This window comes from Paenibacillus sp. 1781tsa1, assembly GCF_024159265.1.
Taxonomy (GTDB): domain Bacteria; phylum Bacillota; class Bacilli; order Paenibacillales; family Paenibacillaceae; genus Paenibacillus.
Map to the genome: position 1 here is coordinate 4,875,469 of NZ_JAMYWY010000001.1, position 19,601 is coordinate 4,895,069.

The 19,601-nt window shown below is 47.8% G+C and carries 15 protein-coding genes; all 15 read right to left on the reverse strand.

Going from position 1 to position 19,601, the window contains the following annotated elements; genetic code table 11:
- Window positions 1–65: 65 nt before the first annotated feature.
- Window positions 66–1,181: a cell division protein FtsZ gene (gene ftsZ / locus NKT06_RS22025; RefSeq protein WP_253439311.1), complete on the reverse strand. Its 1,116-nt coding sequence runs from the start codon at window positions 1,179–1,181 to the stop codon at window positions 66–68.
- 150 nt (window positions 1,182–1,331) lie between these two features.
- A complete protein-coding gene (gene ftsA, locus NKT06_RS22030; RefSeq protein WP_253439313.1) occupies window positions 1,332–2,615 on the reverse strand; it encodes a cell division protein FtsA in 1,284 nt (427 codons plus the stop codon).
- A 293-nt stretch (window positions 2,616–2,908) separates the two neighbouring features.
- Window positions 2,909–3,676 (reverse strand): cell division protein FtsQ/DivIB, encoded by a 768-nt coding sequence (locus NKT06_RS22035; RefSeq protein ID WP_253439315.1) that lies wholly within the window; start codon window positions 3,674–3,676, stop codon window positions 2,909–2,911.
- A 58-nt stretch (window positions 3,677–3,734) separates the two neighbouring features.
- A complete protein-coding gene (murA, locus tag NKT06_RS22040) occupies window positions 3,735–5,018 on the reverse strand; it encodes a UDP-N-acetylglucosamine 1-carboxyvinyltransferase (protein WP_253439317.1) in 1,284 nt (427 codons plus the stop codon).
- A gap of 17 nt (window positions 5,019–5,035) precedes the next feature.
- A complete protein-coding gene (murB, locus tag NKT06_RS22045) occupies window positions 5,036–5,941 on the reverse strand; it encodes a UDP-N-acetylmuramate dehydrogenase (RefSeq protein ID WP_253439319.1) in 906 nt (301 codons plus the stop codon).
- A gap of 150 nt (window positions 5,942–6,091) precedes the next feature.
- Window positions 6,092–7,201 (reverse strand): undecaprenyldiphospho-muramoylpentapeptide beta-N-acetylglucosaminyltransferase, encoded by a 1,110-nt coding sequence (murG, locus tag NKT06_RS22050; RefSeq protein ID WP_253439321.1) that lies wholly within the window; start codon window positions 7,199–7,201, stop codon window positions 6,092–6,094.
- 7 nt (window positions 7,202–7,208) lie between these two features.
- Window positions 7,209–8,306, reverse strand: coding sequence for a stage V sporulation protein E (gene spoVE / locus NKT06_RS22055; protein ID WP_253439323.1), 1,098 nt, complete (start codon window positions 8,304–8,306; stop codon window positions 7,209–7,211).
- A 48-nt stretch (window positions 8,307–8,354) separates the two neighbouring features.
- Window positions 8,355–9,776 carry a UDP-N-acetylmuramoyl-L-alanine--D-glutamate ligase gene (gene murD, locus NKT06_RS22060; RefSeq protein ID WP_253439325.1) on the reverse strand — a complete coding sequence of 474 codons (1,422 nt, stop codon included), beginning with the start codon at window positions 9,774–9,776 and terminating at the stop codon, window positions 8,355–8,357.
- 3 nt (window positions 9,777–9,779) lie between these two features.
- Complete coding sequence (gene mraY, locus NKT06_RS22065; protein ID WP_047843751.1) at window positions 9,780–10,748, reverse strand: phospho-N-acetylmuramoyl-pentapeptide-transferase; 969 nt, start codon at window positions 10,746–10,748, stop codon at window positions 9,780–9,782.
- A 12-nt stretch (window positions 10,749–10,760) separates the two neighbouring features.
- Complete coding sequence (locus NKT06_RS22070; protein ID WP_367399901.1) at window positions 10,761–12,173, reverse strand: UDP-N-acetylmuramoyl-tripeptide--D-alanyl-D-alanine ligase; 1,413 nt, start codon at window positions 12,171–12,173, stop codon at window positions 10,761–10,763.
- Window positions 12,173–13,660, reverse strand: coding sequence for a UDP-N-acetylmuramoyl-L-alanyl-D-glutamate--2,6-diaminopimelate ligase (locus tag NKT06_RS22075; protein WP_367399872.1), 1,488 nt, complete (start codon window positions 13,658–13,660; stop codon window positions 12,173–12,175). The genes NKT06_RS22070 and NKT06_RS22075 overlap by 1 nt, the downstream gene beginning before the upstream one ends.
- 140 nt (window positions 13,661–13,800) lie before the next feature.
- Window positions 13,801–15,753: a stage V sporulation protein D gene (locus NKT06_RS22080; protein WP_253439329.1), complete on the reverse strand. Its 1,953-nt coding sequence runs from the start codon at window positions 15,751–15,753 to the stop codon at window positions 13,801–13,803.
- A gap of 93 nt (window positions 15,754–15,846) precedes the next feature.
- Window positions 15,847–18,180: a penicillin-binding transpeptidase domain-containing protein gene (locus NKT06_RS22085; RefSeq protein ID WP_253439331.1), complete on the reverse strand. Its 2,334-nt coding sequence runs from the start codon at window positions 18,178–18,180 to the stop codon at window positions 15,847–15,849.
- Between the two features lie 12 nt (window positions 18,181–18,192).
- Window positions 18,193–18,621: a hypothetical protein gene (locus tag NKT06_RS22090; RefSeq protein ID WP_253439334.1), complete on the reverse strand. Its 429-nt coding sequence runs from the start codon at window positions 18,619–18,621 to the stop codon at window positions 18,193–18,195.
- Window positions 18,622–18,648: 27 nt separating this feature from the next.
- The gene (rsmH, locus tag NKT06_RS22095) at window positions 18,649–19,599 is read right to left on the reverse strand and encodes a 16S rRNA (cytosine(1402)-N(4))-methyltransferase RsmH (protein WP_253439336.1); all 951 of its coding nucleotides are present in this window, start codon (window positions 19,597–19,599) and stop codon (window positions 18,649–18,651) included.
- Window positions 19,600–19,601 lie beyond the last annotated feature (2 nt).

Below are 19,601 nucleotides of genomic sequence, written 5' to 3' on the forward strand. Positions count from 1 at the left end.
AGAAAACAGAAAAAACCCGGTCGCTCCATAAGGAGTACCGGGTTATCCATAATTTGATTTGGGTATTAATCGTTATTATTATTGCGTGAACGATTGCGTAAAAATGTCGGAATATCCAGCTGATCATTGCTCGGCTGATTTCCGAACGGACGCAGATTCGGCGAACGTGTATCTGTTGTCTCCGTTGTTGCCGGAGCTGGCTTACGTCCTTGTGGAGGTGGAGCAGGTTTGTCTTCAAAACCAGTTGCGATAACTGTAACCTTGATCTCCTCTTTCAGGTCTTCATCGATGATGGCACCAAAGATCATGTTCACTTCCGGATCGGAAGCAGAAGTTACGATCTCTGCCGCTTCGTTCACTTCATACAGGGACAGATTAACGCCACCCGTAATGTTCATGATTACGCCGCGAGCACCTTCAATGGATGTTTCAAGCAAAGGACTCATAATGGCTTTGCGTGCTGCTTCTGCGGCACGATTCTCGCCTGTTGATTCACCAATCCCCATAAGGGCAGATCCACGTTCATGCATAATCGTTTTGACGTCAGCAAAGTCAAGGTTGATTAGACCCGGTACAGCGATCAAATCCGAGATACCTTGTACCGCTTGACGAAGTACATTATCCGCTTGACGGAATGCTTCAAGCATCGGTGTCTTTTTGTCTACAATTTCGAGCAAACGATCATTAGGAATAACGATCAGCGTGTCCACTTTTTCCTTAAGAGCTTCAATACCTTGCTCTGCATGGCTCGAACGCTTGCGTCCTTCGAATGTAAATGGGCGAGTTACGACACCCACTGTAAGTGCACCACACTCTTTGGCAATTTCAGCAATAACCGGAGCCGCACCTGTACCTGTACCACCGCCCATACCGGCTGTAACAAATACCATGTCTGCACCTTTCAACGTGTTCATGATCAGATCGCGGGACTCTTCCGCTGCTTTTTTACCTACATCCGGGTTGGCGCCAGCGCCAAGACCACGAGTCAATTTATCACCGATTTGCAATTTATGCTCGGATTTCGCCAGGTGTAACGCCTGAGCATCCGTGTTCACCGTAATAAATTCAACACCTTGTACACCATTTTCAATCATACGGTTGACTGCATTGCTTCCGCCGCCGCCTACACCGATGACTTTAATTTGAGCCAAGCTCTCCATCTCGAAATCAAATTCCAACATATTATTCCATCTCCCCCTCAATGTGCATGGATGGCCCGTCCAATTTTTGATTTGAACCGAATCAATTTCATATATCGACGAACGAAAGCGTTTATGTTAGTACCAGCGCATTCAGACGGCTTCAAGAATGTATGAAATGGATCCAACCTGTTATATAAATTCGCTGAACATATTCTTCAGCCGTTCGAACAGACCAGGTTTTTGCTCCGATTCCTGTGCCGTATTTGGCTTCGGACGGTTGGTCGGTTTCTTATTATTATTATTATTGTTGTTATTTCCACCGCCGTTATTGATCGAGGGACGAATGCGCAAACTGCGAATTACACTGTGCAATATACCAACTCCGCTTGTGTAGCCTGGGTCACGCACACCAATGTAATCCGGAACTGCAACTCGTACCGAAGCAGCAAGCTCATGCTGAGCAACCTGCAGAACCCCCGGCATAGAGACCGTACCTCCCGTTAGTATATAACCTCCAGGAAGCTCGTTGTAACCAAGACGCTTCACTTCTTGAGAGATCATCTGGAATATTTCCTGAACCCTAGGTTCAATAATAGCCGCCAGATCCTCCTGTGAAAATTCCTTGTCTACATTACTGCCAATTCGGGTTACTTTGAACATCACATCCGCAGCAGCATCATCCAACCAGGCGCAGCCGTATTTCAGTTTCACCTTCTCCGCCTGATCCGTCAACGTGCGTAAGCCATAGGCGATATCATTCGTTACGAATTCCCCACCAATAGGCAATGTTGATGTTGCAACAAGACTGTCTTCTTCAAAGATAGCGATGGTTGTTGCACCTGCTCCAATATCAACAAGCACTGAACCCATCGTTTTTTCATCTTTGGACAAAGCCAGTTGCCCCGCTCCAAGCGACATAAGAACCAGATCGCTTACTTTCAGACCCGCTTTTTCCACGCAGCGCAAAAGATTATGTATCGCGGTTTTTGCACCCGTAATGATCGTTGCTTCAACTTCCAGACGAACACCAATCATTCCACGGGGGTCCTGTATGCCCTCCAAGCCATCTACTACATATTGCTTGGCGACAACATCAATAATTTCCCGTTCCGGCGGAACTGCAATTACTTCGGCTGCTTTCAACACCCGTTCCATGTCTTCTTCTCCGATTTCACGATCCTCGTTAGACACAGCCACGACGCCGTGACTGCTCATCAGTCCGATATGATTTCCCGAGATTCCAACATACACTTCGGATATTTGAATACCCACCATACGTTCTGCATGATCCACTGCGTTGCGAATCGACTGCACCGTCTGATCGATATCTACGATTACACCTTTGCGAATTCCCTCCGAGTCGGCAGATCCAACTCCTATAATATTAAAGGTTCCATTATTCATTTCCCCAATAATAGCGCGAATTTTGGATGTACCGATGTCCAAACTAACAATGATGTCATTGTTGCTCAAGTCTGTGGCACCTCCTGACTCCAATAGTAAAATACGTTCGAATTTAAACACTCTTAAAACATATTCAACACACTTCAGGCTTTCCCTCTTTTTTCTACAATGTTTTTGGGTGTCAAAATCTGGTTGCGAGACATAAAACCTTGAAGAAAAAAGAAGGAGGCAACTCATGTGCCATAAGTTCAAGTGTATCATTTTTTCTTCATCTCAGAAAGAACAAGTTTCATTGCTCTGACGGGGCCAAACCCCGACCAGCCTAGGCTTTCATATTCAGTTCAGCCTCATCATGGCAAAGATCAGGGGCTTGCTCCTGGTTCAGCATCATCTTCCGGGTCATCCGGGATGAAAGGGACATAGGTATCTGCCTCAAGCATCGTGATTTTCCCAGGCCGTTCGGTCTCAATCACCTGATTTAGATATTCCACTTTATCCGATAAAAGAGAGACGGTTGTAATCACTTCAAACTGTGATTTGGTATACATCCGAATCTGATCCGGGAATGAAGGTGTTGGGTTCGGAATTATTTCCGAAATATCCGTCGTCAATTCATTCGGAATTTTAGCCAGTGTCTGGCTCAGTTTGGCTTTGAGTGGATCATCAGCCTTCCATTGAGTCAATATGGGCTTCTCCACAGCAACACCAATTGTAGCCGGAACCGTCAAGCTTGTCCCACTGGCCAAAATCGCTTTAAGCGTACCGTCAGAACCAAGCTCATACGCAACGGTGGCATATTCCTGAACCTTGATATGGATAATACCCGGAAATTGCTTGTCCACGGTAACAGTTGAAATGGCCTTGTTGGTCTTGAGACGCTCAATCACCTCGGCAGTACTTGTCCCAAAAAATTGATCGCCTTCTCTCAGACCACTTTTCTCCAGCAGCTCTGAAGTCGCTGTATATACATTACCCGTAATTTCAATTGCCGAAATCCGACTCATGGAAGAACGAAAGAATAATACAGCCAGCAATACAATAAATAATAATAAGAGAATAATTACAATTTTGCGGCTTGTGTTTCCTTTTGGCCGGTTCTTCTTCAGAACCGGAATTTGACTTTTAGGCATAAGTAGCGCTCCACAAAGCCTCAGGTCCCCTCCCTTCAAGAAGGGGACTCCAAGGACGTTAATTGGCAAAATCCAACTGTTTCGAAACGGGCGACTGTCGCTCAACCGATGCTCCAAGACTTTGGAATAACTTCTCGATCTGATCGTAGCCCCGGTCAATATGATGCACTTGCTCCACAATCGTTTTGCCTTGAGCAGCCAGACCAGCAATGACCAGAGCTGCACCTGCACGAAGATCGGTTGCTTCCACTGTAGCCCCGTACAGACGGGGAACACCACGGATAAATGCTGCGTTCAGATCGACTGAAATATCAGCCCCCATCACATTCAGTTCATCCACATGTTTGAACCGGCCCTCGAATACCGTTTCCTTCATCACACTGAATCCGTCTGCCAGACTGAGCAGCACCATGATTTGCGATTGCAAATCTGTCGGAAATGAAGGATACGGAGAAGTCACAATACGGTCTACTGATTTGGGACGGCTCATACAGCTCACCGTCATTATATCATTGCAGACTGTGATTTGAACACCAGTGCGCTTCAATACATGTATAAGTGAAGTAAGATGAGCAGGATTGCAGTGTGTAAGCGTAACATTGCCACGTGTTGCTGCTGCTGCAATCATCACAGTTCCGGCAACGATTCGATCCGGTATAATTTCATAGGAACAAGGCTTCAGTTTCTCAACGCCATTGATCGTAATCGTATCCGTTCCTGCACCAATGATACTTGCACCCATAGCATTCAGAAAGTTTTGCAGATCCTGTATTTCAGGTTCTCTTGCCGCGTTGCAAATGGTTGTCGTCCCTTTAGCCAGAACGGCTGCCATCATGATATTCTCGGTTGCTCCCACACTCGGGAAATCCAAAAGAATATCTGTACCCACCAGATTGCGGCCATGGCAGATAATCTGTTGGTCCTGCTCTTCAATCAAAGCTCCGAGCGCTTCCAGGCCCCGGAGGTGAAGATCAATTTTGCGTTCTCCGATGGCACAGCCTCCTGGCTGATACACTGACACATGCCCAAACTTAGCCAGCAATGGTCCCATCAAAAAAATGGAAGAGCGCATCTGCTTCATTAGATCTTCTGGCACATCATATGACCGAATCTGCGAGGTATTAATGGTCACTGTTCCCTGTTCATGCCGACACGTGCATCCAAGCCGTTCCAGGATATACAGCATCACTTCAATGTCCAGCAAGTGTGGAACGTTATGCAGTGTAACTTCTCCATCTGCCAACAAACTTGCGGCCATAATCGGTAAAGCGGCATTTTTTGCTCCATGGATGCGTATGGATCCTGAGAGGGGTTTCCCGCCTTCAATCACCAATTTGTCCAATGTATCACCTCCGGGGTTTACCGTTCACCCACTACGAAGACTTCCGGTACCAGGTTAATACCGTTTTGAGATGATATAGTGCTCTGAATCTGCTGCATTAGGGTGATAACGTCCTCTGCTGTTGCTTGGCCTGTATTGACAATGAAATTGGCATGCATGGTGGATACCTGTGCGCCTCCCTGATTCATGCCTTTGAGCCCTGCTGCTTCAATCAGACGGGCTGCATGATCACCCGGTGGATTTCGGAATACACTGCCTGCACATGCCATCTGCAGTGGCTGTGTGCGTCGTCGGCGATCTTTATAAGCTGCCATGGTTTCCGAAATGACTTTGCGTTCTCCATGCTGGAGTTCAAATGTAGCTTCCAGCACGATGCCTCTCCGATCATGCAGAACAGAGTGGCGGTAAGCAAAATCCATGTCCTCCTTGCTGTAACGTACCAATTCCCCTGTCTCCAGTACAATCTCAGCGAATTTGAATATCCGTGACACATCCGATCCATGAGCACCTGCATTCATGTATACGGCTCCACCGACAGTGCCGGGGATACCGCTGCCGAATTCCAGACCGGTCCATTCCTTTTTGGCAGCAACCACACTGAGTTTAACAAAAGAATGTGCTGCTCCGGCAGTTACACCACCTTCGTGAAATTCGGCATAATCAAAGCCATCGCCTGGTTTCACAACAACACCACGTATTCCTTTGTCTGACACCAGCATGTTTGAGCCCCGTCCAAGTTGCATCCACGGAATCTGAAACTTGTGAAGCAATTGAACGAGATTCATCATCTGCTCTTTATTCTCGGGAATGACCAGTGCATCCGCAGGACCGCCGATCTTCCATGTGGTGTATTTGGCTAGCGATTCGTTTTCAAGAACTCTGCCAACATTATTCTGGGATAGTAACGACATCCACTGGTGCATGTTTGCTTCCTCCTTTACTTCCAAACCGATGAGCACGGTATTCTGTTGTTGCTAAAGAACGTGCTCTGGCGCCATGGAACGATGGTCACGATTTATACGGTATCTTATGTCAGCCCCGTCTTGTGTGTGACAATCGCCCACAAACGCACTTTATCGGCGTGCAGCAAGACGCTGAATTTCATGAACGAGCACTTCAGCTGCATCGGGTTTCCCCAATTTCCGGGAGGCTTCAGCCATTCGTTTGCGTCCCAATTCATCATTCATAATCTTGGCGATGGCTTCATACAGGACTTTGCCTGTAAGATCCTTCTCCAGCATCGTGAGTGATGCGCCCCCTCCTTCAAGCGTACGTGCATTGGCTTCCTGATGATTGTTGGTCACGTTAGGTGACGGAATCAGGATCGAAGGAATACCCAGCGATGTAATCTCCGCAAGGAATGATGCACCAGCGCGGTTTACAATCAAGGATGTGCAGGCAAGCACCTCAGGCATATTATGCACATAAGGCAGGACATGCAGGTGATTTGGCATCGTACCCAATGAGCTGCGAATGGCTTCACGCGTTTCATCAAAATAGGTATCTCCTGTCACGTAAACCACATGTACATCGTCCAATTGTTCCAGCATTGGAGCCATGTCCACCATGGCCTGATTGATTGCTTTTGCCCCTCGACTGCCACCAACCACAAGAACAACACGGCTGTTCATCGGTACACCTAACGTGGCAAAACCACGATCACGGCTAGCCTGGGCTACCGTAGTCGCACGTGGATTACCGGTGTAGATCACCTTTTTCGCGCCAGAAAACGATTTTTCAGAATCTTCAAAGCTAACTGCAACCGTGTCCACATACCGCATCAAAAATTTGTTCGTCAGACCCGGGATGGCGTTCTGTTCATGAATTATACTCGGAATTCCCAGTTTTGTTGCTGCATATACCACAGGTCCACACACATATCCACCTGTACCTATCACAACATCCGGTTTGAATTCCTTCAGCATTTTTTTGGACTTGCGTACACCTTGAATGAAACGCATGACCGTTTTCAGGTTGTCGATGGACAGTTTCCGTCGAAAGCCGGTAATATCAATGGATTTAAAAGGGATATTTTCCTGGGGAACCAGCTTGCTTTCCAACCCTCTGGTTCCTCCAATGTATAGAAATGTCGAGTCCGGGTTCTCCGCCTCGCATTGTCTTGCTATGGCAACGGCCGGATAGATATGTCCACCCGTACCGCCACCGCTTAGAACGACTCGCATCGCATAGTCACCTCGCATAACGGGATAAATTCACTAAAATGCCCAGTGCTGTGAGCATGAGGGTCAATGATGATCCGCCGTAGCTGATCAAAGGCAAGGTAATGCCCGTTACAGGCATCATGCCAATGACAACACCAATGTTAATAATGACCTGTACGGCGACCATACCTACGATACCCACACCAAGCAGACTGCCAAAGGCATCCGGCACAGTCATGGCTACACGCATTCCTCTCCACACCAGCACCAGAAACAACAATAATACAATCATTCCACCGATAAAGCCGAGTTCTTCGGCCAAAATACTAAAAATAAAGTCCGTTTGCGGTTCAGGTACATAACTGTACTTCTGCCGGCTCATACCCAGTCCCAATCCCGCCAGTCCACCCGGACCAATTGCGTATAAGGATTGAATGATCTGATATCCGGCACCCAGCGGATCGGACCACGGGTCCAAAAACGCTGTGATACGCTGTAACCGATAGGGAGCTGCCGCGATCAATGCTGCAAATCCGGCTACACCACCAAGAGCAAGCAAACCCAGATGTTTCATTCGTGCTCCGGCTGTGAAAATAATAAGCATCGATGCACCCATCATCACCGTGCCTGTCCCCAAATCAGGCTGGAGCATAATAATACCAAAAGCCAAACCAATCAATCCCAGCGGTGGCAGAAGCCCCGTTGTGAAGGTCTTAATTTTGCCCGGTTCCTTGCTCAGCCAGTGAGCGAGAAACAGAATCATGCCCAGCTTCATGAATTCTGAAGGCTGGATACCGAACGAGCCTATGCCCAACCAACTTCGTGCACCGCCGCGAACCACACCGATCCCAGGAATGAGCACCGCAATGAGCATAATAAAACAGGCAATCAATATCGGCTTGGCATATTTCCTCCACACCCGGTAGTCTACGTTAGCGGTGACGAACATGGCCATAAGCCCAAGCACCGCAAACAGGGCCTGTCTTTTAACGAAATAAAAAGAATCGCCATAGTCATGAAAGGCAAGCACCGAGCCCGCACTATATACCATTACGATGCCGATGGCAAGCAATGCCAAAATACTAATCAGCAACCAAATATCTGGTGCTGGTCGCGTCTGTTTCATCAGGAGGCCACCCCTTGCATGGAAGTAGGGGCTTTTCCACCCCCCTACTTACAAGTTATGCGCCGCCTCTTTAAAAATGCGTCCCCGCTCTTCATAGGAAGCAAACATGTCCCAACTTGCACATGCCGGAGATAACAAAACGACATCACCGGCACTGGCAAGCTTCGCTGCTTCCTGCACAGCAACGGTTAACGTCCGGGCAGCGTCCTCCTCATTATCGACGACCTTAATTTGCTTTAATCCGGCAAGTTCCGCGACCTTGGCAATTTTTGTCCGTGTCTCTCCAATTGCAACGACAGCTTTTACCCGTTCCTGGAACAAGGGCAACAACTCCATCATGTCTGATCCACGATCTAGCCCACCGGCAATCAATACGACCGGTTCCTTGAACGAATTCAGAGCCATGACCGTAGCTTTCGAATTGGTTGCTTTGGAGTTGTTGTAGTATGCAGAGCCATTATGCTCCAGGACATATTCAAGTCGGTGTTCAACTCCCTTGAAGTCTGCGAGCGGTGCAGCCAGCACCGCAGGATCAGCTCCTGCCGCTACCGCAATGGCTACAGCAGCCAGTGCATTTTCAACATTAAATCGCCCAGGAAGGCCAATATCCTCGATGTCGATAATGATGTGGTGATCTCCGTTTTCATCTGCGTAGATAACCTGACGCTTCACATCGTCCTCATCTCCATCCACATAAGGAGGATCTGCATACACACCTGTATCCAATTTCTCTGTCACTGAGAAGGGGATCAATCTGCCTTTGATGTAAGGAACCAGACCACGACATACCGCATCATCCCAATTCAGAATGGCTACGTCGTCAGGCTGCTGATTGGCGAACAGTTTGGCTTTGGAAGCCACATAATCATCCATGTTCCCGTGATAGTCCAGATGTGTCTCTGCAACGTTAAGTAAGCTGGCAATCCGGGGACGGAAATCAACCGTTCCTTTGAGCTGGAAACTGCTAAGCTCAACAACCATCCAGTGATCTGGAGAAGCTTGCTCTGCCGCTTCACAGAGAGGTGTTCCTATATTACCGGCAACGATCGGTTTGAGGCCGGCATGTTCCAGCATTTTGCCCACCCAAGTGGTCGTTGTGGTCTTGCCGTTGGAGCCCGTAATCCCGATCATGGGTGCAGCACATAGATGATAAGCAACCTCTACTTCGGTCACCACTTCAATGCCCAATGCCAAAGCTTGCTGCACTGGAGCTGCACGGTATGGGATACCCGGGTTTTTGACGACCAGCTTCACATCACTGTGAATCAGATCATCCGGATGTCCTCCGCATACAACAGAAATTCCCAAAGCCTCCAATTCGGAAGCTTCGGGACATTGATCTCTCTCTTTTTTATCATTTACTGTAACCTTCGCTCCGGCGCGATCCAGCACTTTGGCGACCTGTACGCCGCTTTTGGCCAATCCGAGTACGACTACTTGTTGTCCGCGATATGATTCAGGATGGTTCATGATCTACAACCCCTTGTTGAGATAAAGTCCAAGAGCGGCCAAAATTGCGCCTACCGCCCAGAAGGTAATAACAACCCGCCATTCTGACCAACCACTTAATTCAAAGTGATGGTGAATGGGGCTCATTTTGAATACACGTTTGCCACGAGTCTTGAATGATACCACTTGAATAATAACAGACAGGATCTCGATGACAAAAATACCGCCAATGATGACAAATAAAAGCTCAGTTTTGGTTACAATCGCTACCGCACCTATCGCACCGCCAATCCCCAGAGAACCTGTATCGCCCATAAACACTTTGGCCGGATGTGCATTGTATACCAGGAAACCGAGCACGGCTCCGATCATTGCTGCTGCACACACTGCCGCCGGCATCGACGTGGCTTGCATCGCCACGATGGCAAACGCGCCAAAGGCAATCGCACTTACCCCTGACAGCAACCCATCCAGACCGTCAGTAAAGTTAACCGCATTGGTAATGGCAAGCATCATAAATACGACAAACGGATAATAGAACCATCCGGTCCAGTCGAACGAGAATGACGTACCCGGAATAGAGATGGCTGTGCTGTGTCCATTCTGGATCAGCAAGAAACACATCACTGCACTGAAGAACAATTGGCCCAGCATTTTTTGTCTGGCCGTCAATCCCAGCGAACGTTTGAACACAATTTTGATGTAATCATCCAGGAAGCCAATCAGCCCGAATCCCAGCGTAGCTACAAGCAAGACATAAAAGTCTGTATTCTTGACTGCCGAAAATTTCAAAAAGGCCAATGTGAACGCAACTAAAATGACGACTCCACCCATTGTAGGTGTTCCGCTTTTTTTCAAATGGCTCTGAGGTCCATCTTCCCTAACTTGCTGTCCGAATTTCATGCGTCGTAACAGCGGAATCAGGAGCGGTGCGGCAATCACCGCCAGAATAAATGAAACGCCGATTGTTAACAGTAATACCTGAAAATCCATGGGTTCACCCCTCTAGTCTACTCGATTCTGTAATGTTGCTATTTGTAGTGCTTCGACCACGTCCTCCAGCTTCATGCCCCTTGAGGCTTTGAACAAGACAACGTCTCTAGGATGTAGTTTCTCCAGTAGATAACGGGTCATTTCTTCTTTATCTATAAAAGCATGCACAGCCTCTGCCGGCATATGCTTTCTTGCTCCTTCAGCAATATGCGCTGATAGCGGGCCGTATACGAGCACCATGTCCATTTTGGCAGTTGTAATATACTCACCAATCCCAAAATGCAGGTCTTGCTCCTGAGGACCAAGTTCAAGCATATCACCAAGCACAGCCACTTTCATGCGGTATCCTCTCAGACCTTCAAGTACATCAATTGCGGCCTTCATGGAGGTAGGACTTGCATTGTATGCATCATTCAGCAGGGTTAGACCACTAACACCTTGAGTAACCTCAATACGCATGCCTGTCAGTTTAAGGCGAGACAATCCCGCGGAAATCTGCTCCGTTGTCACTCCAAAATGACGGGCTACAGCCAAAGCAGCCAGACAGTTAACGACATTATGCGTTCCCAGCAGAGGTAGCGTAAATGCATGTTCTCCAGACTGTTTGGTGGTGAAAACGACTCCGCTCTGCGCATTCATAAGTCCGGTAGGATAATCATCATTATCAGTTTGCAGGCCAAATGTAAACCGCTGCAATCCATCGGGTTGTTTCGTTGCGGGCTCTTCAAGAACTTGTGCAATTAAAGGCTCGTCTCCGTTGTAGATCAGTAACCCGCCAGGCTTCAGTCCCGCGGCAATCTCGGCTTTGGCTCTGGCAATCTCCAGTCTGGACCCCAGCTGAAGCAGATGAGATTCACCAATATTGGTAATGATCGCTACATCAGGCTGAGCAATAACCGACAGATCGTTAATTTCCCCGCGACCACTCATACCCATCTCCAAAATGATAATTTCCGTATCCGGGTCCATACTCAATACAGTCAGTGGTAAACCAATGTGATTATTAAAGTTACCTTGCGTCTTATGCACTTTGAATGTAGTTGAGAGAATGGCATCCACGATGTCCTTCGTTGTTGTCTTACCGTTGCTGCCTGTAATGCCGACAACAGCCGCTTTATTCTCATTTAGATAAGCAGATGCTAGTGCTTGCAGTGCGACAAGTGTGTCATCAACCACAATGACAGCTCCTTGTGGTGGAATACCATGATCCTTTTGCCAGATCGCCCCTGCGGCACCCTTCTCTAAACAGGCTTGCACAAACTCGTGTCCGTCAAACCTTTCACCCACGAGCGGGATAAACAAACTTCCTTCCAAGGGTTTACGCGAATCGGTAAACACCCCTTCAACCATTACATTGCCATGAGCAGCAACGTCACTTAATGTTCCTCCACACATCTCGGCCAATTGTGCCAATGTTCTTTTTATCAATTGGATTTGCCCCTTATCGCTTCTTTGGCTATGATTCGGTCATCAAAATCGGTTTTGGTTGTGCCGATAATCTGATAGGTCTCGTGACCCTTGCCCGCAATCAATACTACATCGGCTGGGCTTGCCATTTCAATAGCTTCATGAATCGCCTGGCGCCGATCCACAATCATCGTATAACGTTCAGCAGGAACAGATTCTTCAATCAGGCCCTGTTCAATGTCTTTGAGAATCAGATCCGGATCTTCTGTCCGTGGATTATCGGAAGTAACCAGTACAAAATCACTATACTTCGCAGCAATTTTCCCCATGAGAGGGCGTTTGGTACGGTCTCTGTCACCACCACAGCCAAACACGCAGATTACACGTCCTTCGGCAAATTCCTTCACCGTCCGTAACACATTCTCCAGTCCATCCGGTGTATGGGCATAATCGACAATAACAGCAAATGGCTGTCCTTCGTCCACTCCTTCAACACGTCCATCCACGCCCGGAACCGTCTCCAGACTGCGCTTGATCTCTTCCAGCGGAATACCTTCCACCAGCGCAGCAGAGATTGCTGCCATGGCATTGTACACATTGAATTTGCCTACCATGCGCAAGCGAATATCCGTGCTGCCCGCAAATGTATCCACGTGGAAAGAAGTACCCTGAGAAGTGATTGAGATTTGGGATGCACGTACATCCGCCTCTTCACCCATGCCATATGTAATCACTTCAGCAGCCGTCACAGAGATGAAATAATCCGCAGCAGGATCATCTGCATTGATGACCGCGAATTTACGCTGTGAAACATCTTGCGTATAGCCGTTACCCAGCCGTGCAAAGAACAATCCTTTCGCCCCGCGATATTCCTCCATGGAATGGTGGTAGTCCAGATGATCCTGCGTCAGGTTAGTGAATACCGCAGTACGGAAGTTGGTTCCCTTTACTCGTCCTTGTTCCAATGCGTGAGAAGAAACTTCCATGACACAGCAGTCCGTACCCTTCTGAACCATATCATGCAGACTGCGCTGCAGATCAAGCGCTTCTGGTGTCGTTCCTGACATCGGGTAGGTCCGACCGTCATACCGCATTTGAATGGTACCGATCAATCCTGTCTTGCGTCCATAATCACTCATGATTTTTTCAATCAAATACGTGGTTGTTGTTTTTCCGTTCGTTCCCGTAACACCAATCATATTCATCTTCTGGCTTGGCGAGTCAAAAAAGAAATCTGCCAGAACAGCCATTGCAAACCGGCTGTCCTTCACCAGCAATTGTGGTACAGGCAGATCCAGTTGCCGTTCAACCACCAATGCGACTGCACCGGAATTAACCGCTTTTTCTGCATAATCATGACCATCTACCGTATGTCCCGGAAGACAGATAAACAGATCACCCGGTTTTACCTGCCGGGAATCTGTCTGAAGGTTTTGGCATTCTGTATTTGGTTCGCCCACGAGACGGGCGGTGGTCAGCATCGATGCAAATTGTTTTAAAAGCACATGAATAACCTCACTTTTCCAATTATACTTCTGTTTTAGCATATGTCTGTATTTATTAATATCGTCAATACAGCCAAATAATGAAACGCACTTGGATGAACTTTGTTGCGCTTGAAGCCGAAACTGCTCCAGTGCACAAGTTATTCATCCTTCGTGTGATCGTGCGCATCGTTCAGTACATTCCCCATATAAATGCGGATGGTGGATCCCTGATCTACCCTTGCCCCGGGCTTGGGTGCCTGATTGATTACGTATTTACCACTGCCAGACTTGGCCAGCATAAAATTCATGTTCAGGTCTTCGTACAGATCTTCGACAGTAGCTCCTGTCAGGTCTGGAACTGTCACGATTTTGGTCTCACCGTACTTGTATTCTTTCGCGACCTGATCCTTTCGAACAGGGACATTCATATAATGCAACGCATCTTCAAGGATGTTCTGTACAATCGGGGCGGCAACCACGCCTCCGAACTGAATTCCTTTGGGATTATCCACTGCGGTATAGACCACAATCTGAGGGTCATCTGCTGGTGCAAATCCGATAAAGGATACGATATGCTCGGTTGAGGAATAACGTCCGTTGATGACCTTCTGGGCTGTACCTGTTTTGCCACCGACCCGGTATCCATCAATGAACGCTGGACGTCCTGTGCCTTTGGCGACAACACTCTCGAGTGCTTCACGTACTTGCTTGGACGTATTCTCCGAGATCACCTGACGAACCAGTTCCGGCTTGGCTTCTTCCATGACTTCTCCCGTGACCGGATGAACCCACGCTTTTGTAACATAAGGCTTGTAAAGTTTACCCCCATTGATGGCCGCTGACACAGCTGCTACTTGCTGAATGGGTGTTACCGATACACCTTGACCAAAAGCGGTCGTTGCAAGCTCAACAGGGCCAACTCTGGACAGTTTGAACAAAATTCCACTGGCTTCTCCGCTGAGGTCGATCCCTGTCTTGGTGCCGAAGCCAAAGTCTTTAATATAGGAGAAGAGTGACTCTTTCCCCAGCCTTTGCCCGAGGGCCACAAATCCAGGGTTACATGAGTTCTCCACCACTTGCAAGAAGGTCTGACTTCCGTGGCCTCCCTTTTTCCAGCAACGCAGGCGGGCTCCACCCACCTCAACATATCCGGGATCAAAAAATTGATCCTGTTGCAGATTGACTTTTTTCTCTTCAAGCGCTGCTGCCAACGTAATGATCTTAAAGGTGGAGCCTGGCTCGTAGGTCATCCAGATTGGTAAATTCCGATTGTAGATCTCTGCGGGATATTGCTGATAATCGGCAGGTTCGTATCCAGGCCTGCTGGACATGCCCAAAATTTCACCTGTTTTGGGATTCATCGCTATGGCCAATGCTGAGTTCGCCTGAAACTTCACCATGGCCTGATCCAGTTCTCTCTCCATGATGGACTGAATGGATTTATCAATGGTCAGCTTGAGGTTAAGGCCGTCCTTCGGTTCCACATACTTCTCGGATGAGCCCGGCATTAGCCTTCCGGCCGCATCGGACAAGTAGGACACACTGCCATTCAGACCATTCAGCTTATCATCATATTTCTTCTCGACACCCGTTAAACCCTGATTATCAATACCCGTAAAACCAAGAATATGGGCAGCCAAATCATCATAGGGATAAAAACGTTTATTGTCCTCAGCAACAACGATACCCGGAAGCTTCAAATCACGGATGCGCTGAGCTTTATCCATCGTAATTTTGCGGCCGCCGGGTTGTAGTCGTACAATCAGTTCTCGTTTCTTGATGGTTGCCAGCACTTTTTCTTCCGTCATCCCAAGCAATGGGGCCAGTGCTTTAGCTGTCGTTTCAGCTTCTTTGACCTGAGCCGGAATCGCCATAATGGTCGGTGTCGTCACATTATAGGCCAATGAGGTTCCATTGCGATCCAGGATCTCACCTCGCTTGGCTGAATAAGGAATATTACGCCGCCAAGATTCTTCTGCTTTTGCTGACAACTCTGGGCCTTTCCCGAGTTGTACATAAGCAAGCCTGATCATCAGGGCCGAAAATAACAAAACTAAAATCATTAAACTCCATAGCAACCTGCGCCGCAGATTTACGCTTGATCCCTTCACGAAAAGATCCCCCCACTCGTCCCAAAATCATGATCTCGTTCCATTCATGAATATTCAGGACAACCGGGGGTTAGAACAAGCTGTCAGAGCTCCCTAGGGTAGCGAAGTCCCATTTGTTGCTGGATCATCAGAGGATTCGGATTCATTGGCGGGAGCCTTGTTGTTGTCTGTTTCGTCTGTTCCATCGGTTTTACCTTCGTCGCCCGAGACCTCTTGTTCCTTCCCTTCAGCTTCTGACGATGGATCAGAAGAGATTGGAGCCTCATCAGCTATACCTGTCACTGCAGCTTTGGCAGTCTGCAAGTTCAACTGCACGGTTCTCTGCTCACCTGCGACCTGCTCCGTTTGCTTCACGACATAGCCCTCACCCTTGACCGTAACTCCCACTTTCATAAGAGAAAGTACTTCAAGGGCATCACGGAGAGATTCACCTGTTAGATCGGGAATCTTCATCTTGCTGCTTTCTTCCGTTAGCAGATAGATTCGTTGGCCTGGATTCATAGAGGCGCCAGCAACCGGATACTGCCGAATTACATTATCACCTTGACCAAGAGTCACATAAGCAATACCTGCGCTTAGGAGCTGGCTTCTGGCCTGTTTGGCTGTCTTGCCACTCAGGTCGGGCGCCTTGGCTTGCACGACAGAGACTTCTTTTGACTTTTTGTCAGAAGTTTTGGCAGTGTCTTTGGGGACTCCCATGTATTGAAGAGTCTGGCTGACAATCTTTTTGAATACCGGGGCAGCTGCGGTTCCTCCCCCAATGTTGGTTCCGTCCGGTTGGTCAATGACAACGAGTATAGCAATCTTCGGATTATTCACCGGTGCGAACCCAATAAACGATACAACGTCTTTTGACTTGCTGTATTCTCCGTTAACAACCTTTCTTGCCGTACCCGTCTTACCAGCTACACGGTAACCTTCAATATAGGCATTACGACCAGTACCAATCGTTTGGTCTGCAACCACTTGTTCCAGATAACCGCTCACCAGCTTGGAAGATTCCTTCGAAATCACCTGACGAACAACTTTGGGTTTGATCACTTCCGTGGTCCCATCATTCGGGTTCTTGATCTCCTTCACCAGATGTGGCTCCAGCAATTTGCCGCCGTTAGCAATCGCAGAGATTGCTGCGACCTGTTGAATTGGTGTTACCTGTACAAGACCATGACCATAGGCTGCCGTAGCAATCTCGGATTTGAAAACCAGTGGTTTAATTGGTGATGCTGCTTCATTCGGTAGATCAATACCCGTCTTTTTGCCGAAACCGAATTCGTCTATGTAATGACGCAGACGTTCACCGCCTAGCATGTTGTAACCCAGATTAACAAAAGCAATGTTACTGGAGCGTTTTACACCTTCAAGGTAGGAGATTCGTCCGTAAGAATGACCGTTATCACTAATCGTATATCCGCCAATATAGGTCGGTTTCGATTCAAAACTTGCATTGGGATCAAAGAGTTTTTCTTCTACAGCCCCTGCTAGCGTAACTATTTTGAATGTACTACCTGGCTCATAGATGGATTGAGTAGCATGATTGATAAAATTCTTTTGATCAGGTGTGCTACCATACGAATTAGGGTTAAAGGTTGGCCAATTCGCCATGCCTAGAATCTCCATCGTGCTCGGGTCAGCTGCAATGACCGTCATACTCAGTGGATTATATTTAGCGACGGCTTCTTTCATTGCATCCTCAATGTAGAACTGGATCGTGTCATCGATGGTTAGCGTAAGGTTTTTCCCGTTCTGAGGTGGAAGATAGTTATCCTTTGAATCTGGAAGTTTAATGCCTTTGGCATCCTTCTGATAATTCAAATATCCGTCTGTACCAGTCAGTGCTTCATCATATGAAACTTCAAGTCCATTGACAGCTTTCCCATCACGACTCATATATCCCAAGAGGTGAGAAGCAAGTGTTTCTTCAGGGTAAAAACGCTTCGACTCTTGAGCCATGACAATGGCATTACGAGCCTTGTATTCTTCTTGTAATTCCTCTCGCAGTTCGTTGACTTTTTCTGCAAGCTCAGGACTTATCTTATATCCTTCACTGCGTACTTCACGCTGCTGAAAAAACTTACCCTTTGCATTTTTGGCTGTGACCAGAGCACGCATCTCACTCTCATTTTTCCCAAGAAGGGCTGAGAGCTTTTCCGTCACTACATCCTGAATCCCAAGTTCATTAATTAATAGAGGATTCACGGAAACCGTGTATGCAGGCGAATCAGTAGCCAGAACGTTACCATTGCGGTCCGTAATCGTCCCACGTGCTGCCTTAATCGTCTGTGCCCGCTCTACCAAACCGGCTGCCCGTTCCTGCCATACACCGCCATTCACAACTTGAATGAAAAAGATTCGGGTTACGAGTACAAGAAAAAAGAGGGTAATACATCCCCCTATTAGCAACGTGCGCATCTTTATTCTTTTTACCATCGGAACACCTCTTTACTTACTGCTAGATGTATTTGAGGACGATTCAGTACCTGGTGATTTCGTACTTGTTGAGCGAGGTACAAAAATGACATCCTTACCGGAAGCTTCAACGTAACCAAGTTGTTTTGCATTTTCGATGACCTGGTTATTCAATGTTTCTTTTTCCACCTGCAGGTCTGCTATCGTCTTCTCATATCCCTTGACTTCCGAAATAGTAGCCTGTGCCTGTTTGTTCAGATCATAGATATGAGCATAACGAGACATTAAAGCTCCACCAACAAGGATAACTGCAACCAGGGTAATCAGATACAAAATCTTCTCGCGTGCCGGAAGACCCGTACGACGGGTCACCACTTTGGTGGTTTCTTTGTATCGTTGCTGGGTCACACGTTCCTGGGACGCTTTTTCTTTTACAGCGAGATTACCACGTGTATATGCCATACTCCGATTCTCTCCTCCACTCTTGATCTACAATTTCTCGGCTACGCGCAGCTTGGCTGAACGAGCACGTGAATTTTCGGCCAATTCCGTTTCCGTTGGACTCAACGGTTTTCTGTTAACTAAACGCAGGGTACCCTTGCCGCCGCATACACACAACGGAAAATCGGGTGGACAAGTACATTTTTCCAGATAACTGCTGAAAATCTGTTTACATATCCGATCCTCAAGGGAGTGGAAGGTAATAACAGATACACGTCCTCCTGGTGCCAGACAACGAACAGCCTGATGCAAGCCTTCTTCAAACGCACCCAACTCATCGTTAACGGCAATACGTAAAGCCTGAAAGCTGCGTTTGGCAGGATGTCCACCCGTACGGCGAGCTGCCGCCGGGATGCCTTCCTTGATCAGTTCCACGAGTTCACCTGTCGTCTCAATGGTGGACTGCGCTCGTTTTCCGACGATAACACGGGCGATTCTTCTCGAAAACTTCTCTTCACCATAGCGATACAAAATTCGAGCAATCTCTTCTTCTGGCCACTCATTCACAATCTCTTTGGCCGTCAGCATTGCATCCTGGTCCATTCGCATATCGAGCGGAGCATCGTGATTGTAGCTGAATCCACGTTCTCCTTCATCAAATTGCGGAGATGACACACCCAAATCGTACAAAATACCATCGACCTGTGGTGCACCATCCTTCATTGGTACATCCAGATCCTTAAGTACCTGTTCCAGATCTCGAAAATTGGTTTTCACCAATGTTACACGATCTCCATAGGCAGCGAGCTTCTCGCGCGCATTATCCAAAGCCCAATCATCCTGATCAAGTGCGATCAGACGTCCCCCTGGACCGAGCTTGGACGCAATCACGGAGCTGTGTCCGCCACCGCCTAAAGTGCAGTCCACGTATATACCGTCCTGCTTGATGTTTAATCCCTCTGTTGCCTCTTCTTTGAGTACGGTTATGTGGTGAAACAACC

What these genes read in the sequence shown, in the direction of transcription:
- NKT06_RS22090 (WP_253439334.1), bottom strand. Translation starts at nt 18,621, where the DNA reads ATGGCATATACACGTGGTAATCTCGCTGTAAAAGAAAAAGCGTCCCAG.
- mraY (WP_047843751.1), bottom strand. Translation starts at nt 10,748, where the DNA reads ATGGATTTTCAGGTATTACTGTTAACAATCGGCGTTTCATTTATTCTG.
- NKT06_RS22085 (WP_253439331.1), bottom strand. Translation starts at nt 18,180, where the DNA reads ATGGTAAAAAGAATAAAGATGCGCACGTTGCTAATAGGGGGATGTATT.
- murB (WP_253439319.1), bottom strand. Translation starts at nt 5,941, where the DNA reads ATGCACCAGTGGATGTCGTTACTATCCCAGAATAATGTTGGCAGAGTT.
- ftsZ (WP_253439311.1), bottom strand. Translation starts at nt 1,181, where the DNA reads ATGTTGGAATTTGATTTCGAGATGGAGAGCTTGGCTCAAATTAAAGTC.
- NKT06_RS22035 (WP_253439315.1), bottom strand. Translation starts at nt 3,676, where the DNA reads ATGCCTAAAAGTCAAATTCCGGTTCTGAAGAAGAACCGGCCAAAAGGA.
- spoVE (WP_253439323.1), bottom strand. Translation starts at nt 8,306, where the DNA reads ATGAAACAGACGCGACCAGCACCAGATATTTGGTTGCTGATTAGTATT.
- murG (WP_253439321.1), bottom strand. Translation starts at nt 7,201, where the DNA reads ATGCGAGTCGTTCTAAGCGGTGGCGGTACGGGTGGACATATCTATCCG.
- murD (WP_253439325.1), bottom strand. Translation starts at nt 9,776, where the DNA reads ATGAACCATCCTGAATCATATCGCGGACAACAAGTAGTCGTACTCGGA.